Raw genomic sequence first — 26,388 nt, 5'->3', positions numbered from 1 at the left:
TCATGGGAATTCTGGACAATCTGCTGGGCAACAGCCGCCGGTCCTACGGCGCGAAGGCCGTGGTCACCGGCGCCGGGAGTGGTATCGGACGGGCGTTCGCGCTCGAGCTGGCCGCTCGCGGCGGACAGGTGGTCTGCGCCGATGTCGACAAGGAACGCGCCGACGAGACGGTGCGCCTGATCGCCCGGGTGCACGGCGCGACCGCGCACGCGCTGTTCTGCGATGTCGCCGACCGTGGCGACATGGAGAGCTTGGCGCTGCACACCGAACTGCTCCTCGGCGGCCCGCCCACCCTGGTGATCAACAACGCGGGCGTCGGCATCGGTGGCAGTCCGGTGGGCGCCGTCGGTCTCGACGACTGGCAGTGGGCGCTCGGCATCAACCTGTGGGGCGTCGTCCACGGCTGCGAACTGTTCACCCCGCAACTGCGGGCCCGCGGCAGCGGCGGCATCATCAATGTCGCCTCGGCGGCGGCCTTCACCGCCGCCCCGACCATGGGGCCCTACAACGTCTCCAAGGCGGCGGTCCTGTCGCTGTCGGAAACCCTGGCCGCCGAGCTGTCCGGCAGCGGTGTCGCGGTCACCGTGCTGTGCCCGACCTTCGTCAAGACCAATGTCGCCCGCGACGGCCGGATCGACGCCGCCGCGATGAACCTGGCCGAGACGCTGATGCGCTGGACCGGCTATTCGCCCGAGCGCGTCGTCCGGATGACCCTCGACGCCAACGACCGCGGTCGGCTCTACGTGCTGCCCCAGCTCGACGCGCAGCTGATCTGGCTGCTCAAGCGGCAATTCCCCACGCTGTACACCCGCGGCCTCGGTGCTCTCAATCGTCTGCTCCCGGAGAGCGATTCGACCCCGAGTGCCACCGCGACCATCGACACCGAGAAGACAGGAGTCTGAGATGTCCTTCGACTTCGACGACATGCTCGCCAAGATCAAGGCCCGCCAGTGGGCACTGGCCGACATCGACTGGGACGCACCGGGTGCCGAACTCATCGACCCCGAACTGCACGCCAAGCTCAAGCCGTTCATGGCCGATCTGATGTGGATCGAGAACGTCGGCGCCCGCGGTTTCGCGGCCATGGCGCAGAAGGCGCCCACCGAGACCCTGAGCGAGATCTACCGCTACTTCCACGCCGAGGAGCAGCGCCACGCCAATGCCGAATTGGCGCTCATGCGCCGCTGGGGCATGCTCGACGGCGACGAGATCCCCGAGCCGAACATCAACGTCAAACTGGTGATCGACTTCCTGGACAAGTACGCCGACGGCATGTCGCTGTCGTTCCTCGGCACGGTCATCCCGATGCTCGAGGTCGCCCTCGACGGCGCGCTGATCAAGTTCATCACCGACGAGATCACCGACCCCGTCGCGCAGGAGGCGTTCAAGAAGATCAATGCCGACGAATCACGGCACCTGGCCACCGATTACGCCGTCATGGAGCTGCTCGGCCACTCCACCGCCCGTAAACTGTTCATCGATCTGGTGGGCGGCTGGATCAAGCCGTCGCTGCTGATCGGCGTGCTCAGTTACGTGCCCCTGCTGAACAAGATGCGCGACAACGTCGTGGAGATGGGCGTCGACGAGGAGCGCCTCTACGCGGCCATGCGGCGCTTCAAGGCCGTCGGCGAACGCAATCCGATCGCCAATCGCGTGCCCATGTACCGGATCGTCAAGATGCACGCCAACTGGGTGATCAACCGCGACCACCCGTACCACCTGCTCGCCGACGCACTGGTGAAGATCACCGCGCGCGTTCCCGATCGCTTCCTCGGACCGCAGCCGACCTGGTCCAAGGAACTCACCTACGAGCCCGTCGCGTGAGCGCCGTCGAGCCACTGGATGTGGCGATCATCGGTGCGGGCTTCGCCGGTATCGGCGCCGCGATCCGCCTGCGGCAGAAGGGGATCACCGACTTCGCGATCTTCGAACGTGGGACCGAGGTGGGTGGCACCTGGCGCGACAACACCTATCCCGGCGCCGCGTGTGACATTCCGTCGCGGCTGTATTCCTACAGTTTCGCGCCGAATCCGGACTGGTCGCACACCTACTCCGGCAGCCGGGAGATCCTCCACTACATCGAGTCGATGGTCGCCGAATTCGGGCTCCGCGGTCGGATCAGGTTCGGGCACAACGTCTCCGGTGTGGTGTTCGACGAGACGGACGCGCTGTGGAACATCACCCTGGACGGTCGCGACACGGTGCGGGCGCGCACCGTGGTCCTGGCCTCCGGGCCACTGGCCAATGCCAGTTTCCCGAAGATTCCCGGGATCGACGACTACCAGGGCCACAAGATCCACAGTGCCCGGTGGGATCACGACTACGACTTCACCGGCAAGCGGGTCGCCGTGGTGGGCACCGGTGCCAGCGCCGTGCAGATCGTGCCCGAACTCGTGCGGCGGGCCGCGGCGGTGAAGGTCTTCCAGCGCACGCCCGGCTGGGTGCTGCCCCGGATGAACCGGCCGACGAGCCGGCTCACCAAGCAGATCTACCGGCAGCTGCCCGTCACCCAGAGCCTCGCCCGCCAAGGCTGGTTCTGGGGACACGAATCGGTGGCGCTCGGCGTCGTCTGGAACACGCCGCTGACCAGGGTCGTGGAGTCGGTGGCCAAGCTGCACCTGCGCACCCAGGTGCGTGACCCGTGGCTGCGCCGCCAGCTCACCCCCGGGTTCCGGGCGGGCTGCAAACGCCTGCTGATGACCAGCGACTACTACCCGGCGCTGCAGCGCGACAACTGCACCCTGGTCACCTGGCCGATCGCCCGTCTCAGCGAACAGGGCATCCGCACCGCCGAGGGCATCGAGCACCGTTTCGACTGCATCGTGTTCGCCACCGGGTTCGACGTGTCCAAGACCGGCAGCCCGATCCCGGTGACCGGCCGTGATGGCCGGGTGCTCGCCGACGAGTGGAGCAAGGGTGCCTACGCGTACAAGAGCGTCGCGGTGGCGGGGTACCCGAATCTGTTCTTGACCTTCGGACCCAACTCGGGGCCCGGCCACAATTCGGCGCTGGTGTACATGGAGGCGCAGATCGACTACCTGACCGATGCCATCGGCATGATCCTGCGCCAGAACCTGCGCACGCTCGAGGTGCGCCGCGACAAACAGGACCGGTACAACGAGCGGCTACAGCAGCGGCTGACCGCCACGACATGGAATTCCGGCTGCCGCAGTTGGTATCTCACCGAGGACGGCTTCAACGCCACCATGTTCCCCGGTTTCGGCACCCAGTACGTCCGGCAGCTGGCCGCCGTCGACACCGACGACTACCTGCTCACCCCGGCCGACACGACAGCGGCGATCGGTACCGGCGACCATGCCGTGGTCCCGCTCGGCTAGTCTCGACACAGACCGCCGCGTCCCCGCCCCGGAGGCCGACACCTCCGGGGCAGGGACACAGCACGAGCCGTGGCCGCGAGACGAACAGGAGCGAGACGGGGTGTCGGAGTACCGCATCGACGATCTCGCCCGCGCCGCCGGGACCACCACCCGCAACGTGCGCTCCTATCAGGAACGCGGGCTGCTGCCGGTGCCGACCACCCGGTCCGGGCGCGCGCTGATCTACGACGATTCCCACCTCGAGCGGCTCAAGCTCATCGACGCGCTGCTCCAGCGCGGCTTCACGACCGCGCACATCTCCGACTTCATCACCAGCTGGGAAACCGGCAAGGACCTCATCGACGTCCTCGGGCTGCCGCGCAGCGCCACCACCGACCGCGAGACCGCCTCGCTGGAGGTCCCGCTCGAACTGGTCGAATCCTTCCTCGGTGCCGAGGCGATCGATCCGGCCATGCTGGCTCGCCTCGGCGAACTCGGCCTGCTCCGAGTTCGCGGGGAGACCGTGGAGTTCACCGATCCGCAGCTGCTGGAGACCTTCGCCGACCTGCACGGATACCGGTTCGACCTGCGCCGCCTCGCCGACCTGCAAGCGGTGGTCAAACATCATCTCGACGACATCGCGCACCAGATGTTCACCGTCACCAGGGACCATCTCGTCGAACTGCACGGGGAAGGCTGGCTGCCGACCACCGACGCCGAGATCGCCGAGACCACCACGATGATCAATCATCTCCGCGACGTCGCCGTCGCCGCCGTCCAGCACACCCTGGTCCAAGCCCTCGACCGCGCCCTCACCCAGGATCTGAGCGAATACCTCGCCGAAACCGCCGAAAAGCATTCGGTGCGTCGGGGACAGGCGACCCGCGACGAGACGAGCGATCAGTAGCGGGTGCTCGGTCCGGCTCGTCTGGGCGAGACACCGGCACGTATCCATCGACAACCCTACGGTTGCAGGCGATTCGACGCGCGGCGCGAACCTGACCGGCGCATCGCCGCCGAGGTGTGTCGAAGTGATGATGTTTTTCCGGTATGACCGCTGGTGGGTTCCCAGTGGGGCCGACCCGATGTGAAAATGATCTCGGACCGAGATCCGGTCCGGCAGAGGATGTTCCGCCTCGGGTGGCGGGCAGACTGGAGGGGCAAGATGACTTTCGCGTCTCGAACACGTTCTGGTGCACGGCGATGGGGTTCGGTCGCCGTGCTCACCGCGGGGGCCCTCGGCCTCGCGGCCACTGTCGCACAGGCCGAACCAGCGACGGCCGTTCCGGCCGTGCAGGGGATCGAGAAGGGGGTGGCGTTCACGGCCGGCCCGCTCGCCGACGGTTCCGGGGTCACCGCCTCGGTCGCCGACGGCGTCTTCCGGCTCGACGGGGGAGCGGTCACCCTCGCTGATCGCGACGGCCGGGTCGTCGCGTCGGTGCCGACCCGAATCGCCACTGGCGCAGGGGTATTCGACCTGGCCGCGGGCGTCTCCGCCGACGGTCGTTCGGTGACCCTGAGCCCGGTCGCCGCACCGGCCGTCGTCACCGAGAACCTGGCGAGCTTCGTCGACGAAGCCGCCGACACCCAGGCCCGCAAGCAACACAACGCGGGCATCGGCGCCCTCGTCGGCGCGGGCATCGGCGCCGTACTCGGCTTCTTCCTCGGCGGCGTCGGCGCCCTGATCACCATCCCCATCGGTGCGGGCATCGGCGCCCTCATCGGCTACTCGACGCCGTAACGGATCGTGTGGTGGCCGACGAAACAGCCGGCCACCACACGAGTCGGCCCACCGTCAGCGAAACGAACTCAGTGTCGGCGGACCGGTTCGACGGAGCTGAGGTCAGTGGGTGTGGGCGCGTACTCGGAGATCGCGGGCGAGGTGGTCGCGTTGTTCGATCACCAGGCGGCGTAGGGCGGCTGGGGCGTTGGGGTTGGTGGTGAGCCAGGTGTCGACCTGGTCGAGTGAATCGGTGGCGGGGAAGAGGCCGAGGACGATGCGGCGGGCGATTTCGATGCTGCGCTGTTCCCATACGGGGCGCAGGGCGGTGAAGTACTCCTCGTCGTAGCGGGCGATCAGGTCGCGGTGGCCGCCAGCGCGGAAGCCGTCGATGACGGCGTCGAGGTGGTCGTTGGTGAGGGTGGTGTCGGTGAGTGCCGCGGTCCAGGCCGCCGCCTTCACCTCGGGGTCGGGACGGGCCGACAGTGCCCGGCGGTGCGCGGTGCGGCCCGAGGCGGTGGCGTCTCGGCCGAGTTCGGCGTCCATGTCGGCGGCTTCGGCGGCACCGGTGGCCGCGAGCGCCGTCCAGAGGGCCCAGCGCAGGTCCGGATCGAGGGCGAGGCCCGTCGGTGGCGGTGTCTCGCCGAGCAGGATCTGCCGGATGTCGGCGGCTCGGCCGGGGTCGACGGTGGCGGCGGATGCTGTCGCCCGCGCCCACGCCAGTTGCGCACCGGAGCCGGGTTCCGACGAATGCAGTGTGGCCCAGCAGGATTCGAGCCACTCGCCGCGCCACCGGTCACGCGCGGCTGCGGGCAGGTAGTGGTTGATGGCGAAGGACGCGTTCGCCAGTACCGCGGTGAGCAGTGCCATGTTCGACTCGGTGGGCGCGAAGTCACGTGCCATCCGCAGATAGCGGTCGACCTCGAGCTCGCCGTCGCGCGCCGCGTTCCATAGCGCCGACCAGATCAACCCGCGTGCCAGCGGATCGGTCACCCGGTCGAGCGAACGCTCCACCGTCGCCAGCGAATCCGGGTCGAGCCGGACCTTCGCATAGGTGAGGTCGCCGTCGTTGAGCAGGCGCAGGGGAGCGGGCGGGAGGTCGACCGGCGTGCGCTCGGCGACGAGGTCGAGCTCCACCCGCTCGCGGCGGACCAGATCGCCCGCGTCGTCGAAGTCGTAGAGGCCGACGGCGAGCCGGTGCGGTCGCGGATCGGTCTGCACGATCTCGTCGCTGTCGAAGGTGAGCGTCGAGACCCCGGACGTCTGCAGCCAGGAGCGCGCCCAGCCCGCCAGATCCCGCCCGGATTCGGCGGACAACTCGGTCAGCAGGTCGGCGAGGGTCGTGTTGCCGAACGCGTGTGTCCGGAAGTACCGGCGGGCACCGGCGAAGAACTCGTCCCGCCCGACATAGGTGACCAGCTGCTTGAGCACGCTGGCACCCTTGGCGTAGGTGATGCCGTCGAAGTTGAGCTTGGCGGCTTCCAGATCGGTGATGTCGGCGACGATCGGGTGCGTCGTCGGCAGCTGGTCCTGCAGGTACGCCCAGGCCTTGCGCCGATTCGCGAAGGCCACCCAGGCATCGGTCCACTCGGTCGCCTCGGAGCCGGCCAGTGCGCCCATGTAGTCGGCGAAGGACTCCTTGAGCCACAGGTCGTCCCACCACACCATCGTCACGAGATCGCCGAACCACATGTGCGCCATCTCGTGCAGGATCGTGTTGGCCCTGCCCTCGTACTGGGCGGCCGTCGCCGCGCCGCGGAACACATAGGCCTCGGTGAAGGTGACCAGGCCCGGGTTCTCCATGGCTCCGAGGTTGTACTCGGGGACGAAGACCTGGTCGTACTTGCCCCACGGGTACGGGTAGTCGAACTGCTCGGCGAAGAAGTCGAGTCCCTGCTCGGTCACTGTGAGGATCGTGTCCGCGTCCAGGTAGCGGGCGAGCGAGGCCCGGCACAGCACACCGAGCGGAACGGTGAGTTCTGCTCGTGTCCAGGAGGATTCGACCCGGAAGTACGGTCCGGCCGCGATCGCGGTGATGTAGGTGGAGATCGGCAGGGTGGGGGAGAACTCGACCCGCTGCAGGCCCCCATCGGTCTCGACCGCGGCGACCGGCCGGTTCGAGACGACCTCCCATTCCGACGGCGCCGTGACCACGAAGGTGAACGGCGCCTTCATGTCCGGCTGTTCGAAGCACGCGAACACCCGGCGCGCGTCGGCGGGCTCGTACTGGGTGTAGAGGTAGGTCTGCCCGTCGACCGGGTCGAGAAACCGATGCAGACCCTCACCCGAACGGCTGTAAGCACCCCGCGCCCGGACGACGACCACATTCGACTCGGCCAGGCCACGGAGCGTGAGCCGCGCACCGTCGTACTCCACGTCGACCTCGGCGCCGTTGACCGTCACCGACTCCACCGACAGGCCGAGGAAATCGAGCCACGTCTGCTCGGCGGTGGCATCGAACTCGACGGTCGTCGTGGTGGGGAAGCCGTCGACGGATTGCTCTGGGGCGCCGGACAAATCGAGTTCGACGCGGTAGGCGCGGACGGTGACCGCGGCCGAACGCGCGGCGGTCTCGGAGCGGGTCAGGTTCGCGGTGGACACGCCGTCGATCCTGCCAGCTCGGCTGTTCTCCGACGCCCCGGGTTCCTGCTGCAGGCAGATGCCGATACGCAGATATGCGCATTAAAACATGTATGCGTCAAACGATCCGACGGCCATGACGAAACATGGACCAAAAGAAGCTGAGGACGGCAGGGGGCCACCACGAAATCGCCATGTGCGCCGCGCGAAATCCGTTGGCAGGATGGAGCGGATCTGATCAACGACGGAGGGGTGTAGATGACGATTCTCGTAACAGGCGCTACCGGAAACATCGGACGGAAGGTCGTCGACCAGCTGCTCGCTCGGGGCGCCACCGATGTTCGCGCGCTCACCAACAACCCGGGTAAGGCGGCATTACCCGCCGGCGTCGAGGTGGCGGAGGGATATCTGGGGCGGCTGGACAGCCTGCCCCCGGCATTCGCGGGAGTGGACCGGATGTACCTGGCGCCCGCGCCGGGCAATGTCTCCGAGGTGCTCGCGTTGGCGCGGGAAGCGGGCGTGCGGCACGTGGTCGATCTGTCCGGTGAACCGGAGAGCTGGTGGGGGAGCGTGTGTACCGCCGTCGAGGGCAGTGGCTTGGCGTGGACCCATCTGTGGCCTGCGGACTTCATGGAGAACACGCTGATGTGGGCCCCGCAGATCCGGGAGACCGGCAGTGTCCGCGAGCCGAGGCCCGAGAGCGCGAGCGCGCCCATCGCCATGATCGACATCGCCGCCGTCGCCGCGACCGCCCTGCTGTCCGACGGGCACCTCGGTCGCGCCTATTCGCTCGGCGGGCCCGAAGTCCTTTCCCGCACCGCCCTCGTCGGCCACCTCGCCACCGCGCTCGGCCGCGACATCACCTTCATCGAGTCCAGTCGCGACGAGACCATCGAGGCGCTGCGGTCGGCCATGGGCGACCGGGCGATCTGGTATGTCGACAACGTCCTGACCGACTTCGATCCGGATCCCGAATCCCTGCCCATCACCAGCGTCGCGGACATCACCGGCCGCCCCGCGACCACCTTCGCCGAGTGGGCGACCGACAACGCCGCACTCTTCACCGCCGACTGAGCACGGCGACGGCCGGATTGCGTTCGGCCTGAGCGCAATCCTGGTCGTTAGCCGAGGCATCGGGTTGGATCGATGCATGGCTACACAGGCAACGCCGGTCACCGACGCGGACACCTTCACCGCCGAGTGGCAGGAATGGCATCGGCGACAGGAAGCGCACCTGTCGGATCGGCACGGATTCCTCGCCATCACGAGCCTGCACTGGCTCTCCGAGACCCCCGAGCGTTTCGATGACGCGCCGGGCGCCTGGTCGACCGGGTCCGAGGGCGTGGTCGTCGTGCTCGACGAGGGTGAGGAGATCGTCATCGACGGCGAGCCCGTGCGGGGCCGCCACGAGTTCGGTGTGATCGCCGAGCGTGACAGCGTGAACGTCGCCTGGGGTGACGCGGTGATCGAGGTCGCCAAGCGCGGTGGCAACGACATCGTGCGCCCCCGGCACCCGGACAACCCCCTGCGGACCGCCTTCCACGGCACCCCGGCCTTTGCGCCCGATCCGAAGTGGGTGGTGTCCGGTCGCTATGTGCTGTTCGCCGAGCCGCGCCCGACCACGGTCGGCGCCTCGGTCGAGGGGCTCGAGCACGTCTACGACGCGCCGGGCCAGGTCGAGTTCGAGGTCGACGGTCAGCGGTTGCGCCTGACCGCGTTCCCCGGCAAGAACCCCGGGGATCTGTCGGTGCTGTTCACCGACGCGACCTCCGGGGTCACCACCTACGCGGCGAACCGTGTCGTGCAGGTGCCGACGCCCGCGGCCGACGGCACGGTCGTGCTCGACTTCAACCGCGCGGTGAATCTGCCGTGCGCGTACACGGATCTGGCGACCTGCCCGCTGCCGCCCGCGGAGAATCGGCTGCCGATCGCGGTCGAGGCGGGCGAGAAGATCCCGTACGAGCGCCAGGGATGAGCGCTGATGCCCCGCGGATCAGCACCCTCGCCTTCCTGACCCCGGGCAACTACCTCGACGACGATCCCTACACCGGTCTCGAGGAGACGCTGCAGCTGTTCGAATACGGCGAGCGCCTCGGATTCGACGGCGCGTGGGTGCGGCAGCGGCACCTCGAGCACGGCGTGGGCTCGGCGGCGGTCTTCCTGGCCGCCGCGGCGCAGCGCACCAGCCGGGTGGAACTCGGCTCGGCCGTGATCCCGATCGGCTACGAGAGCCCGTTCCGGCTCGCCGAGGACCTCTCCCTGGCCGATGTGCTGTCGAAGGGCCGGTTGCAGCCGGGTTTCAGCGCGGGCACACCACCACACGCCGACCTGATCGGCGACCTGGTCTTCGACGGTGACTGGCGCTCCTTCGACCTCGGCTACGGCCGGGTGGCCCGGCTGGTCGAGAACCTGCGCGGCAACTACCTGGGCGATCCCGACACCGTCATCCACTCACCGGGCAATACGCAGCGCCCACGGCTCCAACCGCACAGCCCCGGCCTGGCCGACCGCGTCTGGTACGGCGGCGCGAGCCCCCGATCGGTGCGCTGGGCGGCGGAGAGCGAGCTGAATCTGCTCACCGGCAATATCGTCTCCGGTGAGCGCAGCGACGATTTCACGACCGCCCAACTCGGCCTGATCAGCGACTACCGCGCCCTGATCGATCCGACGCGGCCCGCGCGAGTAGCGGTCGGTCGCGTGATCGTCCCGTTCGACAGCGCCGATCGCGCGACCCGCGAGCGGTACCGGGCTTATGCCGCGAGCCGCTACGAACGCACCCTCGGCCCGCAGGGCGAGCGACGGGTGCTGTTCGCCCCGGATGTCGTCGGAACCGCCGAACAGATCCTGGAACAGCTGCGGGCCGACCCGGTCCTCGCCCAGACCACCGAGCTGCGCCTGGAACTGCCCTACGAATTCCAGCGCGCGGACTACGAACAGATCCTGCACGACACGGTGGAGCTGATCGCGCCCGAGCTGGGGTGGAAGCCCGCGCTGGTCTAGGTGGCGGCGAAGTGCCTGCCCTCGGCGAACTCCTCGACGATCGCGGCGCAGAAGGCGGGCAGATCGTCGGGGTCGCGGCTGGAGACCAGGCCGTTGTCGACGACGACCTCCTGATCGACCACGGTGCCTCCGGCATTGCGGATGTCGGTGCGCACGCTCGGGTAGGAGGTCAGCGTGCGGCCGCGGACCGCATCGGCCTCGACGAGCGTCCACGGTCCGTGGCAGATCACGCCGATCGGTTTGCCGGTCGCGGCGAAGTCCTTGACGAAGCGGACAGCGGCGGGGTCCTGGCGGAGTTTGTCGGGATTGGTGGTGCCGCCGGGCAGGATCAGCGCGTCGAAATCGTCGGGACCGGATTCGGCGACGAGTGCTTCGACGGCGAAGACGTCGCCCTTCTCCACGTCGTGGTTCATGGCCTGGATGCTGCCGGATGCCAGGGAGAGCAGCGCGGTGCGCGCGCCCGCGTCCTCCACCGCCGCGCGAGGCCGGACGAGCTCGACCTGTTCCACACCGTCGGTGGCGAGAATGGCGACCCGCTTGCCTTTCAGTGGCTGTTCGGTCATCGTCGGCTCCTTCCTGTCAGGCGCCGAGCAGGCGGATGTCGGTGTCGAGCACGGCGGCTTGTTCGGCGAGACGGCGTTCGTCGCCAGGGTCGCCGAGGCGGTCGATCAGGTCGGCGCGGGTGATGACAAGCATTCCGCCGCCTGCGTCGTCGCTGCCGGAGTGGATGCCGACCTTGCCTTCGGAGAGCACCAGGCGGGCGTCGGGGGCGGCGGCGTCGAGGAGCCGCCGGAGGTCGGCTTTGGTGATGATCGCGTGTTCGTTCGATTCGTCCACGAGTTTCTCCTCTGCTCCGGCCGGGATGACCGTTGTCTTCCTGGCGGTACCGCGGATTCGGCGTCCTAAACAGGATCGCGGCAGGTGGGCAGTGGCGAATTCGTGTGCTCTGATGGAGAGACGGCCGCCACCACCCAGTTCGGGGAGGTACCAGCAATGGCTGATGACGTCGACAAGCCTGGAAACGACGAGCAGAGTTTTCGGCAGGCAGTGACCTACGGCCTGTCGGTGATCGCGGTCGCCGCCGTGATCGGTGTGCTCACGACCGTATGGGCGGCGAATCGCAGTGCGTGCGTGGCGGCCGACACCCGGCTGTGTGACGACGCGGCCAAGACCGCGGTGCTGTTCGGCCCGGCGGTGATCCTGTTGGCCGGCGGTATCGGCGCGTTCGTGCTCGCTTTCCGGCGGTTCCGCGCGGGACGGAACTGGCGGACCTGGCAGGGCGCGGGCTGGTTTCTGTTCGTCCTGATGACCGCCTACCTGGTGATCGGCGCCGGTTCGCTCGCGCGGTGACCGCTGCTGTGGGCGTTGCGGCCGCCCACAGCAGCGGTGCGTTTCAGGCGTCGGCGGGGACGGCGGCCGAGCCGACCCGAGGCAGCCCGAGGTTGTCGCGCAGCGTGGTCCCGGTGTACTCGGTGCGCAGCGCGCCGCGATCCTGCAGCAGCGGCACCACCCGGTCGACGAATTCGTCCAGGCCGGTCGGCACCAGGTGCGAGCCGATGATGAACCCGTCGGAGCCGTCCTCGGTGACGAAGCTGTCGATCTTCTCCGCGACCTGGGCGGGCGTGCCGACGATCGGGCCGCGCTCGAACTGATCGATCACGACCTCGCGCAGGGTGAGCTTCTTGGCCTCGGCGATCTCGCGCAGCTTCTTGACCGTCGCGAAACGATCCTGGTGCAGGAACGCGCGGCCCTGGATGATCGGCGGCGCGTCCGGATCGGGCTCGATGTCGGGCACCGGGCCTTCGGGGTCGTAGGCCGACAGGTCGCGGTTCCAGATCTGTTCGAGCAGGATCAGCGCGGTCTGCCCGGTGACCTGCTCGTCGCGGATCGCACGGTACTTCTCGATCGCGTCCGCCTCGCTGTCACCAAGGACGAAACTGGCCGACGGCAGGATCTTGATGTCGTCGGCGGAGCGCCCGGCCGCCACCGCGCGGGCCTTGACGTCGCGGTAGAACTCGGCGGCTTCGGGGAGCTTGCCGAACGGGGAGAAGATCGCGTCGGCGTTGGCGGCGGCGAAATCGCGGCCCTGCGGCGAGACACCGGCCTGCAGGATCACCGGTCGCCCCTGCGGGCTGCGCGGCACGGTGAACCGGCCGGCGATGTCGAACTGCTGACCGGCGAACTCGAAGGCCCCCGCGTCGGGACGGGCCAGATACCGGCCGCTCACCTTGTCGGCGACGATGTCGTCCTCGCGCCACGAATCCCACAGGGCGCGTACGGCATTGAGCGTTTCCTCGGCGCGGACATAGCGGTCGGCGGGGTCGAGGAAACCGCCGCGGCGGAAGTTCTGTCCGGTGAACGCGTCGAAGGAGGTGACCACGTTCCAGGCCGCGCGCCCGCCGGAGAGGTGATCGAGGCTGGCGAACTGGCGGGCCAGTTCGTAGGGCTCGTTGAAGGTGGCGTTGATGGTGCCCGCCAAGCCCAGATGTTCGGTGACCGCGGCGATCGCGGCCAGTACACCGAAGTTGTCGGGGCGGCCGATGATGTCCTGATCGAAGATCTGGCCCGCGCGTTCGCGCAGGATCAGGCCCTCGGCGAGGAAGAAGAAGTCGAACTTGCCGCGTTCGGCGGTGCGCGCGGTGTGCTCGAAGGAGCTGAACTCGATCTGGCTGCCCGCCTCGGGATGCCACCAGGCGGTGTGGTGGTTGACCCCACCGAGGTAGGCGCCGAGGATGACCTGCTTACGGGGTGTACTCATCGGTGGACCTCACACGCTCGCGAAACGATTGGGGACGGTGGTCGGCAGGCCGAGCAGCCCGCGCAGCGGACCCTCGGGGTAGCTGGTGCGGAACAGCTCGCGGCGCTGCAGGACCGGGACGAGACGGTCGGTGATTGCGGTGAGGTCGTCGACGGCGACGCCGGGCCGCAGCCGGAATCCGTCGACACCCTGCGCGCTCCAGTCGGCGAGCAGATCGGCGAGTTCCTCGGCGCTGCCGGTGAAAATGGTGGCGTCGGAGGTGAATTCGGCGCCGGAGAGTTCGTCGAGCCGGGCCAGGCGGTCGGCGCCGGTGGCCGTGTCGGTGTCGAGGAAGACGACGAGATCGGCGTAGACCCGCAGCCGTTCACCCACCCGGTTCGCGCTCGCGGCCGCGACCTGGCGCAGGATCTCGGCGGGCCCGGCGGCGCGGGCGGGCGTGACGAAGACCAGATCCGCGGCGGCAGCGGCGAATTCGTAGACACGCGGCGCGTGGGCCAGCGCCGTGACGATCGGCTGACCCTGCGGCGGGCGCGGCGTGATGGAGGGACCGCGCACGCTGAAGTGGCGACCTTCGAAGTCGATGTAGTGCAGTTTGTCGCGGTCGATGAAGCGGCGGGTGGCGACATCGCGGATCTCGGCGTCGTCCTCCCAGCTGTCCCACAGCCGCCGCACCACCTCGACCGCGTCGGCGGCCTCCTCGAACAGGACCTCGGCGTACTCGGGAAGGGTGCCGGTCGCGATGATCTCGGCGAATTCGGCCGGGGTCGGTTCGGTGATCGCGCGGCGACCGAAGTGCTGGGCTTCCTCGGTGGAGGCCGAGACCCTGGCTTGCCAGCCCGCGCGGCCGCCGGAGGTGTAGTCGAGCGTGGCGAGGGCGGTGGAGACGTGGAACGGCTCGGTGTGGGTGGTCGTCACCGTGGGGATGAGCCCGATGTGGCGGGTGATCGGCGCCAGCCGCGCGGCGACGAGATGCGCGTCGAGGCGGGCGCGGACCTGGTCGACGGCCTCGTCGGTGCGGGTGTGCAGCGGACCGGGGACGCGCAGACTGTCCTCGATGGTGACGAAGTCGAGCAGGCCGCGCTCGGCGGTGGCGACCAGATCGGTCCAGTAGGGGGCGCTGAACAGTTCGGTGGGCCGCGAGTCGGGTGCTCGCCAGGCCGCCGGATGCCAGCCCGCGCCGTCGAGCGCGACGCCCAGGTGCAGTGGGTTCGGTGCCATCGTCTGCCATTTCTGTGGTTCGGTGAACGGTCTCCGATGCAACGCCCGATTCGTAGACAGCGGCGAAGGCCGACGCTGGCGAACAGTCAGCGGCTAGGCGGTGGCCCAGGGGTAGCGGGCGTGGCCAGCGGTGCGAGGCACCTTCGCGGTCGGCGACGCCGGTGTCAACCGTTGGATTCAGCTCGATCGGGGGGAAATAGCCTGTCGCGCAGCGCGTATTGAACGCAGCGTGCACCTACTCGACTTCGCCTACCGGGCGTTCCCCTGAGCGCCGTCGCCGCGCCACCACGGCGCGCACGCCTGGAAGTACTGGTCTGCGTCGGCGCGGGCTTCGCCACCCTGCTCGACTCGGCCGCGCTCGGCATCGCGATCCCCGCCATCCGCACGGCCCTGGGCGCGGACGCCGTGCAGACGCAGTGGATTCTGGCGGGCTACTCCCTGAGCTTCGGGGTGGCGCTGGTGCCCGCGGGCCGTCTCGGTGACGTCCTGGGCAGGCGCAGGCTGTTCCTGGTCGGACTCGTCGTCTTCGCGGGGTCGTCGGTGCTCTCGGCGGTGGCGGGCGACGCGTGGTCGGTGGTGGCCGCGCGGCTGTGTCAGGGCGCGGCCGCGGGGGTGATCAGTTCGCAGGTGCTCGGGGTGATCTCGGACCGGTTCACCGGGGTCGAGCGGGCGAAGGCACTGGGCGGCTACGGGGTGGCCGCTGGCCTGTCCGGGTTGGTCGGTCCGCTGGCGGCGGGCACGATGCTGACCGCGTTTCCGGATTGGGGCTGGCGGCTGGTGCTGCTGATGAACCTGCCCTTCGCACTGGTCACCGTGATCGCAGGCGCGGTGGTGTTGCGCCGGGATCGCACGGTGCGTGGCAGTGCGCGATTCGACATCGTCGGGCTGGGGCTGCTGACCGCGGCGACTCTGCTGTTGCTGCTGCCGATGGTGTCCGCGCTCGGCGTGGCGGGGTCGGCCGCGAGTGTGCTCGGGTCGGTGGCGGCGCTGGTGGGGTTCTGGTGGTGGGAGCGCGGCTACCACCGTCGCGGTGGCACGCCGGTGCTGCTGCCCGCGCTGGTGCGGTCCCGCGGCTACACCCTCGGCACGGCGGTGGCGATGTTCTGGTTCGGGGCGATCGTCTCGATCAACACGGTGCTGTGCTGGTACCTGATCGACGGCCTCGGGCTCGGCGCACTGCAGGCCGCGCTGGTGATGGTGGGCGGTTCCACCGCGATGGCGGTGGTGTCGGGCGTGGGCTGGCGGGTGGTGGCCCGGTTCGGCCGGGTGACCGTGGTGTGCGCGCTGAGCGTGCAGTGCGCGGTGATCACCGGCTACATCGTCGTGGTCGAGACGATGACGACCTCGGCGGTGTTCTTCGTGATCGCGGGGCTGGCGGTGACCTCGGGGGCCGTCGGCGGCTTCGTCGACGCGCCGAACCGCGCCATGACCCTCGAGTACGCGCCGGTGGGCGCGAACGGCGTCGCCGCCGGATTCCTGCAACTCGCGCAACGTCTTTCGGCGACCGTGGTGTTGACCGCGGTCGCGGGCCTGTACCTCACGGCGCCGGTCGGCCGCCACGGGGTGGCGGCCGGACTCGGCGTGTGCCTGGTGCTGATCGTGCTCGCGCTGGCGTGCGCGGTCGCCGATCTGCGCCGCCGGTCAGTAGAAGACGGGCCCGGGGACGCCGCCACCTGCCGCGACGGCGTCGCCGGTGATGGCGACACTGCGGGGTGAGGCGAGGAAGGTGACCACGTCGGCGACCTCGCTCGCGTCGATCACCCGGTGCAGGGAGTTCTTCACCAGCCGCCGTTCGAGTTCGGCGATCTCGGTGCCGGACTCGGCGGCCTGCGCGGTGAGCCGATCGGTGAGGCGCTCGGTGCGGGTCAGGCCGGGGTGCACGACGGTCACGTTCACCCCGTGCGGGCCGAGCTCGTCGGCGAGGTTCTTGGTCAGTGCCGAGACGCTGACGTTGCGGATCGTCTGGCCGATCGAATTCGCCTGGCGCGCACCGAGTCCGCTGATGTTGATGATCCGCCCCCAGCCCTGGGCGAGGAAATGCGGTGCGACGGCACGCGCGGTGCGCAGATAACCGAGGACCTTGATCTCGACCTCCCGGCGCACGATGTCGTCGGTGGTGGCCTGCAGATCCGTGCTCGCCCCCGCGCTCCACGGCGTGGCCGCGGAGTTGACCAGGATGTCCACTCCGCCGAGTTCGGCGACGGTCCGCGCGACGAGCTGTTTGACCTGCTCGTCGTCCCCGGTGTCGGTCGGCACCGCGAGGACCCGGCGACCGGTGTCACGGGCGAGTCCCTCGGCCGCGGCGCGCAGTGGCTCGGCCGTCCGCGCCGCGATCACCACATCCACGCCCTCGGCCGCCAGCCCACGCGCCACGGCGAGCCCGATTCCCTTGCTCGCGCCGGTCACGATCGCGCGCTTTCCCTGCAGTCTCAGATCCACGAACCCGACGCTAACAAGCCCGGTCACCGCCGAGAGCGCTCCCGCTCGAGCTGATCGCAACCGCCGAACGGAAAACGGGCCCCGATCCGAGGATCGGGGCCCGCTTCGGTGGTCAGTCGCGGAACGCGTCCTTGACCTTTTCGCCCGCGTCCTTGAGGTTGGACTTGACCTGGTCGCCACGGCCCTCGTTCTCGAGGTCCTTGTCGTCGGTGGCGCTGCCCACCGCCTCCTTGGCCTTGCCGGCGAGCTCCTCGGCCTTGTTCTTCGCCTTGTCCGCGATGCTCATGCTTGTTCCTTCCAGACAGTTCGCTCGGCCATCAGGTGACCGTGGGCCGTCCGTTGGACCCACCGACCGCCTACCCGGGCAGGCGCGGTGCAAACAGCTAGGGGCGATATGGCCCGATCATTCTGGTGGTCGCCATGATCGCGGCGGCCAGTCCCGCGGCGCCGAGCGTCGCGAGGGGGAACGATCCGGTGAGGGTCGCCAGGCCGAACAGAAAGAACACGCAGGTGGCCAGCATGATGGCGGTGCTGGTCAGATCCATGCTCGTCGTACTCGTTGTCCGATTACGTGAGTTGGTCATGTATTCATGAGTAGCCCGCGTGAATGGTTATCAAACCGTGATTGGCGAAAAGGGTGTCGATGGACACCGTATCGACGTGTTTACCTCGCAATCGAGGTGGGTACAGTGCGCAATCCGGACACATTGTCGGTGGCAATTGTATGACCGGCCGATATGTATGGTGAATATATGACACTGCGAAGGAACGTCGCCGCTACGATGTTGGCCGCCGCGGCGGCGGCCGTGTTGAGCGCCGGGTGCACTCAGGTTGAGGAAGCCGTCAACAAGGGCGGCGACACCCCGTGCAGCGAGTACACGGACCAGGACGCGGACAAGAAGCGCATCACCGTCACGAAGTACCTCGACGAGGACCGCGACGGCTCGCCCGAACGCGAGACCGTCGACCTCGCCATCGCGGCCATCGACCTGATGTGCGGCGCCCAGGCCAATCCCGACACCCCGATCCGGGAAGCCGATCTCTCCGGCATCCTGGTCCCGAAGTAGCCGCCGCACCGGCCGTTCAGGTCACTTCTGCTGATCCGCGGACCGGATGACGATCAGCGGGCAGTCGGCGCCGTGCAGGACGGCCTGGGCCACCGACCCCAGCGCCATACCGGCGAATCCGCCGCGGCCACGGCTGCCGACCACCACCAGCTGGGCCTTCTCGGCCGCGCCGAGGATCGCGCGGGCGGGCCGGTCCTCGGTGACGACGCGATCGACCCGCACATCGGGGTACTTCTCGCTGTATCCGGCGAGGCTTTCCGCGAGCACGGCCTCGGCCTGCGTCTGCATCGTGGCGCGCGAGTCGTAGTGGTAGAACTCCGACCAGGTGTGGACCGCGATCAGGCGTGCGTTCCGGTGCGCGGCCTCGTCGAAGGCCGTGGCGACGGCGGCGATACTGCACTCGGAGCCGTCGACCCCGACGACCACCGGCCCGTCGGCCGCGTACTCCTGCTCCGGGATCACCGCGACCGGACAGGTCGCGCGCCGGGCCAGTGACGAGCTGACCGAACCGAGCAGGGTCCGGCGGAAGGCGCCGAGGCCCCGGCTGCCGACGACCAGCAGGCGGGCCGACTTGCTGTACTCGAGCAGCGCCAGCACCGGGGCGCCCTCGGTGATGGTGGTCGTGATCTCGGTGTCGGTGATCGTGCCTGCCCGGCTCGTCGCCGACACCAGCAGGGATTCGGCGTGCTTGCGCAGTGCCTCGTGGTCGAACAGCGGTGCGGAGACGCCGGGACCGTAGTCCATCGGCACGTCGATGACGCAGATCAGCCGCAGCGGCGCGCGGTGTTGCGCGGCGAACGTGGCGGCCCAGCTCAGTGCGGTGCGGGACTGTTCGGAGCCGTCGATGCCGACGACCACCGGCGGATTCGGATTCACAGGGAGAGACATGATGTGTGCCTTTCTGTCCCTGTCCACTGTCCTCCACGGACGCCCCCGGCGGCAGGGCCGCACGGCCCGCGCGGCGGGGTCCTAAGTCGTCAGCTCAGGGCAGCGGCGCCGCCCAGCGCAGCAGGGTGCCGCCCTCGGGCCGGTTCTCGATGGTGAAGGTGCCGCCCGCCTGGTCGGCGCGGGCGGCCAGATTCGCCAGGCCGCTGTGGCGGGTGAGATCACCGTGGAGGCCGATGCCGTTGTCGCCGACCTCGATGGTGACGTCGTCGCGGATCACCAGTTCGACCGAGACGGTGGTGGCGCGGGCGTGGCGCACCACATTGCTCACCGCTTCCCGCAACACCGCCTCGACATCGTCGGACAGCGGCGGTTCGAGCACGGTGACCGGACCGGCCAGCCGGATGGTGGTGCGGATGCCGGTGTCGGCGGTCATGTCGAGGATGATGCCGTGCAGGTGCTTGCGGTATTTCGCCGAATCGGCGGAGGTGTTGGATTGCAGGTCGAAGATGGAGTGGCGGATGTCCTGCACGATGGCCTGGATGTCGTCGATCGTCTCGGTCAGCCGGGTCCGCACCTCGGGCGCGCGGGCGCGCTGCATCGTGCCCTGCAGCGACAGGCCGACGGCGAAGAGCCGCTGGATGACGTGATCGTGCAGCCCGCGGGCGATCCGGTCGCGATCGGAGAGGACGTCGAGTTCGCGGCGGCGCTGCTGGGTGTCGGCCAGTTGCAGTGCCAGGGCCGCCTGATCGGCGAAGGAGGCCATCATCGACTGCGCCGCGGCGGTCAGGGGCGGTGCGCCCGCGGGCAGCACGGTGGTGAGGACACCGGTGACGGATTGTCCGGCGCGCAGCGGAAGGATCAGTGCCGCACCGAATTCGGTGGCCGAACCGGCGATCGGATCGTCGGCCAGCTGGTCGACCGAGACCGGGCTGCCGGAGCGGAACGCCGCACCGGCCTCCGAATCCGCCAGCGAAAGACGCTGCCCCACCAGATGTTCCGCGTCGACGCCGGCCCCGGCGACGATGAGCAGTTCGGTGATCTCGTCGGCGTCGGCATCGGGATCCTCGGGCAGCGCGAGGAAGGTGCGGGCGGACCCGGTCAGCGCCAGGCCGCGCTGGGCGACCAACTCCAGCACCTGATTCGGTTCGCTGCCCGCCAGCAACTCGGTCGCGACCTCACCGGTGGCCTCGAGCCACTGCTGGCGGATGCGCGACTGCTCGTAGAGGCGCGCGTTCTCGACGGCGATCCCGGCCGCGGCGGCCAGCGCCTGCACGACCACCTCGTCGTCCTCGGTGAATTCGAGGCCGTTGGCCTTCTCGGTGAGATAGAGGTTGCCGAACACCTCGTCGCGCACCTGGATCGGGACGCCGAGGAAGGTGTCCATGGGCGGGTGGTGTGCCGGAAAGCCCACCGAGGCGGGGTGGTCGGACAGGCGTGAGAGCCGCAGCGGTTTCGGGTCGGCGATCAGCAGGCCGAGAACCCCGTGGCCGCGGGGCAGGTCACCGATCATCACCCGGGTGCGGTCGTCGATGCCCTCGTAGACGAATTCGGCGAGCTGGCTGCTCGCCTCATCGGTTTCGCGGACGCCGAGCGCGCCGTAGCGGGAGTCGACGAGTTCGATCGCGGTGTGCACGATCGAGCGCAGCGTGTTGTCCAGGTCGAGGCCGGCGGTGACGATCAGCATCGCCTCGATCAGCCGGTCCATCCGATCGCGCACGTCGACGATCTGCGCGATCCGGTCCTGCACCTCGGTCAGCAGCTCACGCAGGCGTAGCTGGGACAGCGTCTCGGTCACCGGAGGAGGACCGCTCGCCGCCGAGCGCGGAGCCTGGTTGTCCATGGCGGCATTCTCCCATGGTGCGAGTCCTAATCCAGCTCCGCGGGGCGGTCGAGTTTGGAGGCGAGGACGGCGGCCTGGGTGCGCCGTTCGACGCCGAGTTTGGTCAGCAGGCGGGAGACGTAATTCTTGACGGTCTTCTCGGCCAGGAACATCCGGGCCGCGATCTGCCGATTGGTCAGTCCCTCCCCGAGCAGCGCCAGCAGGGTGCGTTCCTGGGGCGTCAACGTCGAGAGCGGACCGGTCTCGGCCTCGGCCTCCGAGCGCAGTTTGGCCATCAGCGCCGCGGCCGCGCGGTTGTCGAGCATCGATCTGCCCGCGCCGACCTCGCGCACGGCGGTGATCAGTTCGAGGCTCTTGATGTCCTTGACCACGTAGCCCGCGGCGCCGGCGAGAATGGCGTTGAGCATGGCCTGTTCGTCGGTGAACGAGGTCAGGATCAGGCAGCGCAGGCCCGGTTCGGCCGAGAGCAGTTCCCGGCACAGTTCGATGCCGTTGCCGTCGGGTAGTCGCACGTCGAGGACCACCACGTCGGGGCGCAGCGCGGGGATGCGCGCCATGGCCTCGGCGTAGGTGCCCGCCTCGCCGATCACCTCGAGGTCGGATTCGAAGGAGATGAGGTCACCGACGCCGCGCCGGACGATCTCGTGATCGTCGACCAGGAACACCGTGGTCATCGTGTCGCTCCCTCGGTCGGGCCACGGCGTCGGCGCGTCGCGGCGGGTCTGCGCTCCATTGTCCGCGCCGGGTTCGGGGTGTTCACAGCCGGGCGCGTTCGTCGAGCAGGGCCATTCCCAGCGCCACGACGGCGATGGCGGCGAGGATGCAGACCGGTTGGAGCCAGCTGAGTTCGCGCAGCACCACGATCTGGGCCAGGATCCAGGCGACCAGCGCGAATCCGGCGGCGATCGCGGCGCGGGCGCAACGCCGATCGCCCTGCGCGGCGAGGACGGCGACCACGGCCATCGGTGCGGCCACGACCAGCGCCAGCCCGATCGCCGCGAGCGAAAGACTCTGCCAGGGCAGTCGACGTTCGGCCGCGGCGCCGAGGGAGAGCGCTCCGGTGGCCAGCCCGAGCGCGCCCGCGGCCGCCCAGATCGCCACCATGCCGCTGATCAGGCACAACACCGACCGATGCGAGGTCATCCGGTGCAGGTAGGTGCTGATCATGGATCAATTTTCGTCGGTCGACCGCGTATGGGGCAGGGTCCAATGTCCCCGAGTCGAGGGCCCTAGGTCGTCGCCGCGGGGCCCACGGGCGGACAATGTCGGAACGGAACCGACACGATTTCTGCCCGGACTGCGGCAGTTCGATGGTTACCAGCGCGCGTGGCTACGGCCCGACGTGGTCGCCGGTGTCACCGTGGCCGCGTACCTGATTCCGCAGGTCATGGCCTATGCGACGGTCGCCGGTCTGCCGCCGGTGGTCGGCCTGTGGGCCGCGATCGGTCCGCTGGCGGTGTATCTGCTGTTGGCGACCTCGCGTCAGCTCTCGGTCGGGCCGGAATCCACCACGGCACTGCTCACCGCCGTCGCGCTCGCCCCGCTGGCTGCCGGTGATCCCGGGCGCTATGCCGCGCTCGCCGCGGTGCTCGCGCTGCTGGTCGGCGCGGTGTGTGGCATCGCCGCGCTGGCCCGGCTGGGGGTGCTGGCCGATCTGCTGTCCAAACCGGTCCTCGTCGGCTATCTGGCGGGAACCGCGGGCATCATGATCGTCGGACAGCTGGGCCGGGTCACCGGTGTGCCGGTCGAGGGGGAGTCCGTGCTCGCGCAACTGCGGTCGTTCGGCGCGCACGCGGGCCAGTGGCACCTGCCGACCTGTCTGCTGGCCGCCGCGGTGCTCGCGGGACTGTTGCTGTCGGCGTGGCGGATGCCGCGCCTGCCGTGCCCACTGCTCGCGGTGCTGGCCGCGGCGGGGGCGGTGTGGGTGTTCTCGTTGGACCGCTTCGGAATTCAGGTCGTCGGCGCCATTCCCGCCGGTCTGCCGGTGCCGGGGCTGACGGGTGTCTCGGCCGCCGAGGTGGGGCAGCTGATCCTGCCCGCGATCGGCATCGCGGTGGTCGGTTTCTCCGACAATGTGCTCACCGCGCGGGCCTTCGCGGCCCGCCACGGCAGGCAGATCGACGCCAACACCGAACTGGCGGCGCTCGGCGCGACGAATGTGGCCGCCGGGCTGACGCACGGTTTCCCGGTCAGCTGCAGCGGCAGCCGCACGACGATCGCCGATTCCATGGGCGCGCGCACCCAGCTGTACTCCCTGGTCACGCTGCTGTGTGTGCTGGTCGTGCTGTTCGGCGCGCGCGGGGTGCTCGCGGCGTTTCCGACCGCGGCGCTCGGCGCGCTGGTCATCTACGCGGCCTTGCGGTTGATCGACGTCCCGGAGTTCCGGCGGATCGCCCGATTCCGGCGCAGCGAGCTGGCACTGGCGCTGGTGACGGTGGCCGCGGTGCTGGTGCTCGGCGTGCTCTACGGGGTGCTGGTGGCGATCGCACTGTCGATCTTCGACCTGCTGCGGCGCATCGCCCGCGCGCACGACGCGGTCCTCGGGTTCGCGCCCGGCGTGGCGGGCATGCACGACGTGGACGACTATCCCACCGCGAAACCCGTTGCCGGACTGGTGATCTACCGCTACGACGCACCGCTGTGCTTCGCCAATGCCGAGGACTTCCGACGTCGTGCGCTGGCCGCCGTCGACTGGTCGGCCGAACACGGCGGCGAGCCAGTGCGCTGGTTCGTCCTCAGCGCGGAGGCGAACGTGGAGGTCGACCTCACCGCGCTCGACGCCGTCGAACAGTTGCGCGCGGATCTGGCCGGGCGCGGCATCGTCTTCGCGATGGCGCGGGTGAAACACGATCTGCGCGACGATCTCGACGCGTCCGGGCTCACCGAGCGGATCGGTGCCGACCACCTCTATCCGACCCTGCCCACCGCGCTCGAGGCCTACCGGGCCGCCCGCGAGCACGGGCCGCCCACCGGTTGAGCGGCGTGCGCGCTATGCTTTCTCCTGGCGATGGATCTCCGCCGAGACAACCCCGTGGGATTGTCTGAACCGCCCCGCACCGGGGCTGATGGTTCCTTCCCCCTCGAGGAAGGAGTCTGTCCATGTTCGGTCGCCACGATCCCGATGCCGCGCTGCCGGTCGATCCCGATGCCGACACACCCGTACCCACCGCGCTGCACGTGCGCCCCTCGTCGATCGCGGCGGTGGCCCTCGGTGGTCTGCTCGGTGCCCCCGCCCGGTACGGGCTCGGTGTCGCGTTCCCCGAGACCGCCGGGCAGTGGCCGTTCACGACCTTCGCCATCAATGTGGCCGGTGCGTTCCTGCTGGGCGGACTGCTCGAGGCGCTGACCCGCTCCGGCCCGGACAGCGGGTGGCGGCTGCGGATTCGGCTCGGCGTCGGTACAGGCGTGCTCGGCGCGTTCACCACCTACAGCACACTCGCCGTCGACACCGATCTGCTGCTGCGCGCCGACGAGTACTGGGCGGCGATCACCTACGCGTTCGGCAGTGTGCTGGCGGGGCTGGTCGCCACCGTGCTTGGCATCGCCGCGGGCGCGTGGATGGCGGCCAGGTCCACCGGGGAGCCGACATGATGACGCTGTGGGTCGCGCTGGCCGGGAGCGCGGGCGCGGTCGCCCGGTTCGTCCTCGACGGGATGATCCGCTCCCGGCGCGCCACCGACTTCCCGTGGGGGACGGTGATCATCAATGTGACCGGCTCGCTGCTGCTCGGCTTCGTCGTCGGCCTCGTGCTGTTCCGCGGCGCGCCGAGCGAGGTGCAGACGATCGTCGGCGTCGGATTCTGCGGTGGATACACCACTTTCAGCACCGCCAGCGTCGAAACCGTTCGCCTGATCCAGCGCCGGCGCTACCTGGCCGGAGCGACCAACGCCCTCGCGACACTGGTGGTGACCGTCATCGCCGGTGCGATCGGCCTCGCACTGGCGGGGCTATGAGCGGAATCCCCAACGGTCTCAGGGATGTTCGGTGAACACCTCCGTCAGCGGATGACGCGGCGTCGCCGGCGGACGATCGTTCTCGGGAGCGGTACCGACGCGCAGCAGGACCTGCGGGTTGCCCCGGTTGGTGGTGAATCCCTGGAGCAGGGCACGGCCGGCCGAGGTCTCGGTGATGTGGGTGAGCGGACAGGTGGCCCACCCCGCGACGGTGCATTCGAGCAGGATCGCCGAGAGCGCCTCGCCGGTGCGCAACCACTGCAGGGGTGATTCCTCGGCCGTGCTCAACAGGATCAGGTAGGACTGGTCGATCGCCTCGGCGCGGTGCGCCGGGTGCCGGACCGGCGGGAACGACCGGGCCACACCCACGCGTGCGAGTTCGGTCTCGGTGGGCAGCGCGGCGGGCGGGATGCCGTCGGCGGGCCGGTCGTGACCGGTCCACCAGCGCAGTTCGGTCTGATACTCCATGTCGTAGCGGTGCAGCGCGGCCGACTGCTCGGAGGCGGTGGCCAGGCGGGCGCGGGCGCTGTCGGGCAGCATGTCCAGGTCGACGTCGTGGGTCGCGGCCATCTCGCGCAGCACCACCGGCGTCATCGCGTCCCAGCGCTCGGGGATCAGCATCGGCAGCCGGTCGGTATAGCGACGTTCGATGGCCGCGGCGTGCACGGTGGAGCCGGTGGCCGGGTCCTCCCACAGGCGGAACTCGATGGTCGCCAGAAGGTCGGGATGGTCCGGGTCGGGCAGGCGCACGACATCGGTGTGCCAGCCGAGCGCGGCGAAGATCGTCCGCACGTGATCGAGGACGGCGCCGCAACTGATCACGAGCTGACGGCCCTCCGGGTCGGCGACCGGCAACTGCCGTTCGGGATCGCTGAACAGGTGTAGGCGCGCGCCGTCGAAGAACCACCGCCACGGTTGCGAATTGTGGACCGAGGGGGCACGGCAGCCGCGGAGCAGCGCGGCCCGCATCGTCGGTTCGTCGGGCGTGGTGGGTGCCGAAGAGTTGCCGAGGACTGTCATGTGGTCAGTCTCGTCCGCGAACGGCCGGGCGGAAATGGTCTTTGAGCACCATCGTGAGGGACCTCCGGCCCCTGCTTGCTGTCCTTGCGCGGACCGGGCCGGTGGGTGGTCGTGGCTGCCGGGGGATTGTGCGTTGCCGAACCGTGTCGCGATCCGCATCTACGTCGAATATGCTCATCCGGTGTCGAATCTGCGGATCAGTGAAGTAGCCGCCCTCATGGGTGTCAGCGATGACACCGTGCGGCGCTACATCGACCAGGGCCGGCTGACCGCCGTCCAGCTCGACAACGGCCGCAAGGGGGTGGACGGGCGCGAGGTCGCGGAGTTCCTGCGGGCAGGCGCGGACCGTCCCGAGCCGGGTGTCACGATCGCGACCTCGGCACGCAACCGGATGACCGGGATCGTCACCCGCGTCGTGAAGGACACCGTGATGGCCCAGGTCGAGATGCAGGCCGGTCCGTTCCGCCTGGTGTCACTGATGAGCCGGGACTCCGTCGACGAACTCGGCCTCGAGGTCGGCAGCGTCGCGGTCGCCTCGGTCAAATCGACGCACGTCGTAGTAGAAATCCCGGAAAGTTGATGAGGTCG

General features: G+C 69.3%; 28 protein-coding genes and 1 riboswitch. Of the genes, 15 read left to right on the top strand and 13 right to left on the bottom strand.

Going from position 1 to position 26,388, the window contains the following annotated elements:
- The first annotated feature begins 2 nt into the window (after nucleotides 1-2).
- The 5 genes from ACFVVM_RS07515 to ACFVVM_RS07495 all read left to right on the top strand — a co-directional run bounded on the left by ACFVVM_RS07515 (nucleotide 3) and on the right by ACFVVM_RS07495 (nucleotide 5,058).
- Nucleotides 3-902 (top strand): SDR family NAD(P)-dependent oxidoreductase, encoded by a 900-nt coding sequence (locus ACFVVM_RS07515; RefSeq protein ID WP_387614224.1) that lies wholly within the window; start codon nucleotides 3-5, stop codon nucleotides 900-902.
- Between the two features lies 1 nt (nucleotide 903).
- Nucleotides 904-1,824 carry a ferritin-like domain-containing protein gene (locus ACFVVM_RS07510; protein WP_387614221.1) on the top strand — a complete coding sequence of 307 codons (921 nt, stop codon included), beginning with the start codon at nucleotides 904-906 and terminating at the stop codon, nucleotides 1,822-1,824.
- Entirely contained in the window at nucleotides 1,821-3,338 is a 1,518-nt protein-coding gene (locus tag ACFVVM_RS07505) for a flavin-containing monooxygenase (protein ID WP_387614218.1), read from the top strand. Before ACFVVM_RS07510 ends, ACFVVM_RS07505 begins: the two co-directional genes overlap by 4 nt.
- A 100-nt stretch (nucleotides 3,339-3,438) precedes the next feature.
- Nucleotides 3,439-4,224 carry a MerR family transcriptional regulator gene (locus ACFVVM_RS07500; protein ID WP_387614216.1) on the top strand — a complete coding sequence of 262 codons (786 nt, stop codon included), beginning with the start codon at nucleotides 3,439-3,441 and terminating at the stop codon, nucleotides 4,222-4,224.
- 312 nt (nucleotides 4,225-4,536) lie between these two features.
- Nucleotides 4,537-5,058 carry a hypothetical protein gene (locus tag ACFVVM_RS07495; RefSeq protein ID WP_387614213.1) on the top strand — a complete coding sequence of 174 codons (522 nt, stop codon included), beginning with the start codon at nucleotides 4,537-4,539 and terminating at the stop codon, nucleotides 5,056-5,058.
- 102 nt (nucleotides 5,059-5,160) lie between these two features.
- Here the strand turns inward: ACFVVM_RS07495 and pepN are convergent, their stop codons facing one another.
- A complete protein-coding gene (gene pepN / locus ACFVVM_RS07490; RefSeq protein ID WP_387614210.1) occupies nucleotides 5,161-7,638 on the bottom strand; it encodes an aminopeptidase N in 2,478 nt (825 codons plus the stop codon).
- 237 nt (nucleotides 7,639-7,875) lie between these two features.
- Between pepN and ACFVVM_RS07485 the strand changes: the two genes are divergently transcribed.
- From ACFVVM_RS07485 to ACFVVM_RS07475, 3 genes are all read left to right on the top strand, one after another.
- Nucleotides 7,876-8,691 (top strand): NAD(P)H-binding protein, encoded by an 816-nt coding sequence (locus ACFVVM_RS07485; RefSeq protein WP_387614208.1) that lies wholly within the window; start codon nucleotides 7,876-7,878, stop codon nucleotides 8,689-8,691.
- Between the two features lie 76 nt (nucleotides 8,692-8,767).
- Nucleotides 8,768-9,592 carry a DUF1684 domain-containing protein gene (locus tag ACFVVM_RS07480; RefSeq protein ID WP_387614205.1) on the top strand — a complete coding sequence of 275 codons (825 nt, stop codon included), beginning with the start codon at nucleotides 8,768-8,770 and terminating at the stop codon, nucleotides 9,590-9,592.
- Nucleotides 9,589-10,617, top strand: a complete 1,029-nt coding sequence (locus tag ACFVVM_RS07475; protein ID WP_387614203.1) for an LLM class flavin-dependent oxidoreductase — start codon at nucleotides 9,589-9,591, stop codon at nucleotides 10,615-10,617. The genes ACFVVM_RS07480 and ACFVVM_RS07475 overlap by 4 nt, the downstream gene beginning before the upstream one ends.
- Here ACFVVM_RS07475 and ACFVVM_RS07470 read toward each other — a convergent pair.
- Both ACFVVM_RS07470 and ACFVVM_RS07465 read right to left on the bottom strand, forming a co-directional pair.
- Nucleotides 10,614-11,180, bottom strand: coding sequence for a type 1 glutamine amidotransferase domain-containing protein (locus ACFVVM_RS07470; protein WP_387614201.1), 567 nt, complete (start codon nucleotides 11,178-11,180; stop codon nucleotides 10,614-10,616). The two genes, ACFVVM_RS07475 and ACFVVM_RS07470, sit on opposite strands and share 4 nt — an antisense overlap.
- 16 nt (nucleotides 11,181-11,196) lie before the next feature.
- Nucleotides 11,197-11,454 (bottom strand): hypothetical protein, encoded by a 258-nt coding sequence (locus tag ACFVVM_RS07465; RefSeq protein ID WP_387614200.1) that lies wholly within the window; start codon nucleotides 11,452-11,454, stop codon nucleotides 11,197-11,199.
- Nucleotides 11,455-11,610: 156 nt separating this feature from the next.
- Here ACFVVM_RS07465 and ACFVVM_RS07460 point away from each other — a divergent pair, with 156 nt between their 5' ends.
- Nucleotides 11,611-11,967 (top strand): hypothetical protein, encoded by a 357-nt coding sequence (locus tag ACFVVM_RS07460; RefSeq protein ID WP_387614197.1) that lies wholly within the window; start codon nucleotides 11,611-11,613, stop codon nucleotides 11,965-11,967.
- Between the two features lie 43 nt (nucleotides 11,968-12,010).
- Here the strand turns inward: ACFVVM_RS07460 and ACFVVM_RS07455 are convergent, their stop codons facing one another.
- Together ACFVVM_RS07455 and ACFVVM_RS07450 are read right to left on the bottom strand one after the other, a co-directional pair.
- Complete coding sequence (locus ACFVVM_RS07455; protein WP_387614195.1) at nucleotides 12,011-13,375, bottom strand: NtaA/DmoA family FMN-dependent monooxygenase; 1,365 nt, start codon at nucleotides 13,373-13,375, stop codon at nucleotides 12,011-12,013.
- Nucleotides 13,376-13,384: 9 nt separating this feature from the next.
- Nucleotides 13,385-14,593 carry an LLM class flavin-dependent oxidoreductase gene (locus tag ACFVVM_RS07450; protein WP_387614193.1) on the bottom strand — a complete coding sequence of 403 codons (1,209 nt, stop codon included), beginning with the start codon at nucleotides 14,591-14,593 and terminating at the stop codon, nucleotides 13,385-13,387.
- A 264-nt stretch (nucleotides 14,594-14,857) separates the two neighbouring features.
- Here ACFVVM_RS07450 and ACFVVM_RS07445 point away from each other — a divergent pair, with 264 nt between their 5' ends.
- On the top strand, nucleotides 14,858-16,309 hold the full coding sequence (locus ACFVVM_RS07445; RefSeq protein ID WP_387616788.1) for an MFS transporter: 1,452 nt from the start codon (nucleotides 14,858-14,860) through the stop codon (nucleotides 16,307-16,309).
- Here ACFVVM_RS07445 and ACFVVM_RS07440 read toward each other — a convergent pair.
- The 3 genes from ACFVVM_RS07440 to ACFVVM_RS07430 form a co-directional block, all read right to left on the bottom strand.
- Nucleotides 16,235-17,032, bottom strand: coding sequence for an SDR family NAD(P)-dependent oxidoreductase (locus ACFVVM_RS07440; RefSeq protein ID WP_387614190.1), 798 nt, complete (start codon nucleotides 17,030-17,032; stop codon nucleotides 16,235-16,237). The genes ACFVVM_RS07445 and ACFVVM_RS07440 overlap by 75 nt on opposite strands.
- Before the next feature lie 112 nt (nucleotides 17,033-17,144).
- Nucleotides 17,145-17,318, bottom strand: coding sequence for a CsbD family protein (locus ACFVVM_RS07435; protein WP_387614188.1), 174 nt, complete (start codon nucleotides 17,316-17,318; stop codon nucleotides 17,145-17,147).
- A gap of 97 nt (nucleotides 17,319-17,415) precedes the next feature.
- A complete protein-coding gene (locus ACFVVM_RS07430) occupies nucleotides 17,416-17,577 on the bottom strand; it encodes a hypothetical protein (RefSeq protein ID WP_387614185.1) in 162 nt (53 codons plus the stop codon).
- A 207-nt stretch (nucleotides 17,578-17,784) separates the two neighbouring features.
- Between ACFVVM_RS07430 and ACFVVM_RS07425 the strand changes: the two genes are divergently transcribed.
- Nucleotides 17,785-18,099 (top strand): hypothetical protein, encoded by a 315-nt coding sequence (locus ACFVVM_RS07425; protein WP_387614182.1) that lies wholly within the window; start codon nucleotides 17,785-17,787, stop codon nucleotides 18,097-18,099.
- A 21-nt stretch (nucleotides 18,100-18,120) separates the two neighbouring features.
- Here the strand turns inward: ACFVVM_RS07425 and ACFVVM_RS07420 are convergent, their stop codons facing one another.
- The 4 genes from ACFVVM_RS07420 to ACFVVM_RS07405 all read right to left on the bottom strand — a co-directional run bounded on the left by ACFVVM_RS07420 (nucleotide 18,121) and on the right by ACFVVM_RS07405 (nucleotide 21,994).
- Nucleotides 18,121-18,987 (bottom strand): universal stress protein, encoded by an 867-nt coding sequence (locus ACFVVM_RS07420; protein WP_387614180.1) that lies wholly within the window; start codon nucleotides 18,985-18,987, stop codon nucleotides 18,121-18,123.
- A 94-nt stretch (nucleotides 18,988-19,081) separates the two neighbouring features.
- Nucleotides 19,082-20,827, bottom strand: coding sequence for a GAF domain-containing protein (locus tag ACFVVM_RS07415; RefSeq protein WP_387614178.1), 1,746 nt, complete (start codon nucleotides 20,825-20,827; stop codon nucleotides 19,082-19,084).
- Nucleotides 20,828-20,853: 26 nt separating this feature from the next.
- Nucleotides 20,854-21,501 carry a response regulator gene (locus tag ACFVVM_RS07410; protein WP_387614175.1) on the bottom strand — a complete coding sequence of 216 codons (648 nt, stop codon included), beginning with the start codon at nucleotides 21,499-21,501 and terminating at the stop codon, nucleotides 20,854-20,856.
- Between the two features lie 82 nt (nucleotides 21,502-21,583).
- Nucleotides 21,584-21,994 (bottom strand): hypothetical protein, encoded by a 411-nt coding sequence (locus ACFVVM_RS07405; protein ID WP_387614172.1) that lies wholly within the window; start codon nucleotides 21,992-21,994, stop codon nucleotides 21,584-21,586.
- A 121-nt stretch (nucleotides 21,995-22,115) separates the two neighbouring features.
- Between ACFVVM_RS07405 and ACFVVM_RS07400 the strand changes: the two genes are divergently transcribed.
- The 3 genes from ACFVVM_RS07400 to crcB all read left to right on the top strand — a co-directional run bounded on the left by ACFVVM_RS07400 (nucleotide 22,116) and on the right by crcB (nucleotide 24,780).
- Nucleotides 22,116-23,804 carry a SulP family inorganic anion transporter gene (locus ACFVVM_RS07400; protein WP_387616786.1) on the top strand — a complete coding sequence of 563 codons (1,689 nt, stop codon included), beginning with the start codon at nucleotides 22,116-22,118 and terminating at the stop codon, nucleotides 23,802-23,804.
- A 17-nt stretch (nucleotides 23,805-23,821) separates the two neighbouring features.
- Nucleotides 23,822-23,909, top strand: a riboswitch (Fluoride riboswitch).
- Between the two features lie 17 nt (nucleotides 23,910-23,926).
- Entirely contained in the window at nucleotides 23,927-24,418 is a 492-nt protein-coding gene (locus ACFVVM_RS07395; protein WP_387614169.1) for a fluoride efflux transporter FluC, read from the top strand.
- Nucleotides 24,415-24,780, top strand: a complete 366-nt coding sequence (gene crcB, locus ACFVVM_RS07390; RefSeq protein WP_387614167.1) for a fluoride efflux transporter CrcB — start codon at nucleotides 24,415-24,417, stop codon at nucleotides 24,778-24,780. Before ACFVVM_RS07395 ends, crcB begins: the two co-directional genes overlap by 4 nt.
- A gap of 18 nt (nucleotides 24,781-24,798) precedes the next feature.
- Here crcB and ACFVVM_RS07385 read toward each other — a convergent pair whose 3' ends face one another.
- On the bottom strand, nucleotides 24,799-25,800 hold the full coding sequence (locus ACFVVM_RS07385; protein WP_387614164.1) for an Acg family FMN-binding oxidoreductase: 1,002 nt from the start codon (nucleotides 25,798-25,800) through the stop codon (nucleotides 24,799-24,801).
- A 181-nt stretch (nucleotides 25,801-25,981) separates the two neighbouring features.
- On the opposite strand from ACFVVM_RS07385, the gene ACFVVM_RS07380 reads away from it, so the two are divergent.
- Complete coding sequence (locus ACFVVM_RS07380) at nucleotides 25,982-26,380, top strand: molybdopterin-binding protein (RefSeq protein WP_387614162.1); 399 nt, start codon at nucleotides 25,982-25,984, stop codon at nucleotides 26,378-26,380.
- Nucleotides 26,381-26,388: the final 8 nt, after the last annotated feature.

The organism is Nocardia sp. NPDC058176 (genome assembly GCF_042883805.1).
In the GTDB taxonomy this organism is placed as follows: domain Bacteria; phylum Actinomycetota; class Actinomycetes; order Mycobacteriales; family Mycobacteriaceae; genus Nocardia.
Note: the sequence above shows the minus strand (reverse complement) of the source record. Positions and strands in the feature narration are given on the sequence as shown.

Excerpts from the sequence above, each read along its gene's own strand:
- ACFVVM_RS07515 (WP_387614224.1), top strand. The coding sequence starts at position 3 with ATGGGAATTCTGGACAATCTGCTGGGCAACAGCCGCCGGTCCTACGGC.
- ACFVVM_RS07510 (WP_387614221.1), top strand. The coding sequence starts at position 904 with ATGTCCTTCGACTTCGACGACATGCTCGCCAAGATCAAGGCCCGCCAG.
- ACFVVM_RS07485 (WP_387614208.1), top strand. The coding sequence starts at position 7,876 with ATGACGATTCTCGTAACAGGCGCTACCGGAAACATCGGACGGAAGGTC.
- ACFVVM_RS07480 (WP_387614205.1), top strand. The coding sequence starts at position 8,768 with ATGGCTACACAGGCAACGCCGGTCACCGACGCGGACACCTTCACCGCC.
- ACFVVM_RS07475 (WP_387614203.1), top strand. The coding sequence starts at position 9,589 with ATGAGCGCTGATGCCCCGCGGATCAGCACCCTCGCCTTCCTGACCCCG.
- ACFVVM_RS07470 (WP_387614201.1), bottom strand. The coding sequence starts at position 11,180 with ATGACCGAACAGCCACTGAAAGGCAAGCGGGTCGCCATTCTCGCCACC.
- ACFVVM_RS07460 (WP_387614197.1), top strand. The coding sequence starts at position 11,611 with ATGGCTGATGACGTCGACAAGCCTGGAAACGACGAGCAGAGTTTTCGG.
- ACFVVM_RS07455 (WP_387614195.1), bottom strand. The coding sequence starts at position 13,375 with ATGAGTACACCCCGTAAGCAGGTCATCCTCGGCGCCTACCTCGGTGGG.
- ACFVVM_RS07450 (WP_387614193.1), bottom strand. The coding sequence starts at position 14,593 with ATGGCACCGAACCCACTGCACCTGGGCGTCGCGCTCGACGGCGCGGGC.
- ACFVVM_RS07435 (WP_387614188.1), bottom strand. The coding sequence starts at position 17,318 with ATGAGCATCGCGGACAAGGCGAAGAACAAGGCCGAGGAGCTCGCCGGC.
- ACFVVM_RS07430 (WP_387614185.1), bottom strand. The coding sequence starts at position 17,577 with ATGGATCTGACCAGCACCGCCATCATGCTGGCCACCTGCGTGTTCTTT.
- ACFVVM_RS07425 (WP_387614182.1), top strand. The coding sequence starts at position 17,785 with ATGACACTGCGAAGGAACGTCGCCGCTACGATGTTGGCCGCCGCGGCG.
- ACFVVM_RS07420 (WP_387614180.1), bottom strand. The coding sequence starts at position 18,987 with ATGTCTCTCCCTGTGAATCCGAATCCGCCGGTGGTCGTCGGCATCGAC.
- ACFVVM_RS07415 (WP_387614178.1), bottom strand. The coding sequence starts at position 20,827 with ATGGACAACCAGGCTCCGCGCTCGGCGGCGAGCGGTCCTCCTCCGGTG.
- ACFVVM_RS07410 (WP_387614175.1), bottom strand. The coding sequence starts at position 21,501 with ATGACCACGGTGTTCCTGGTCGACGATCACGAGATCGTCCGGCGCGGC.
- ACFVVM_RS07405 (WP_387614172.1), bottom strand. The coding sequence starts at position 21,994 with ATGATCAGCACCTACCTGCACCGGATGACCTCGCATCGGTCGGTGTTG.
- ACFVVM_RS07395 (WP_387614169.1), top strand. The coding sequence starts at position 23,927 with ATGTTCGGTCGCCACGATCCCGATGCCGCGCTGCCGGTCGATCCCGAT.
- crcB (WP_387614167.1), top strand. The coding sequence starts at position 24,415 with ATGATGACGCTGTGGGTCGCGCTGGCCGGGAGCGCGGGCGCGGTCGCC.
- ACFVVM_RS07385 (WP_387614164.1), bottom strand. The coding sequence starts at position 25,800 with ATGACAGTCCTCGGCAACTCTTCGGCACCCACCACGCCCGACGAACCG.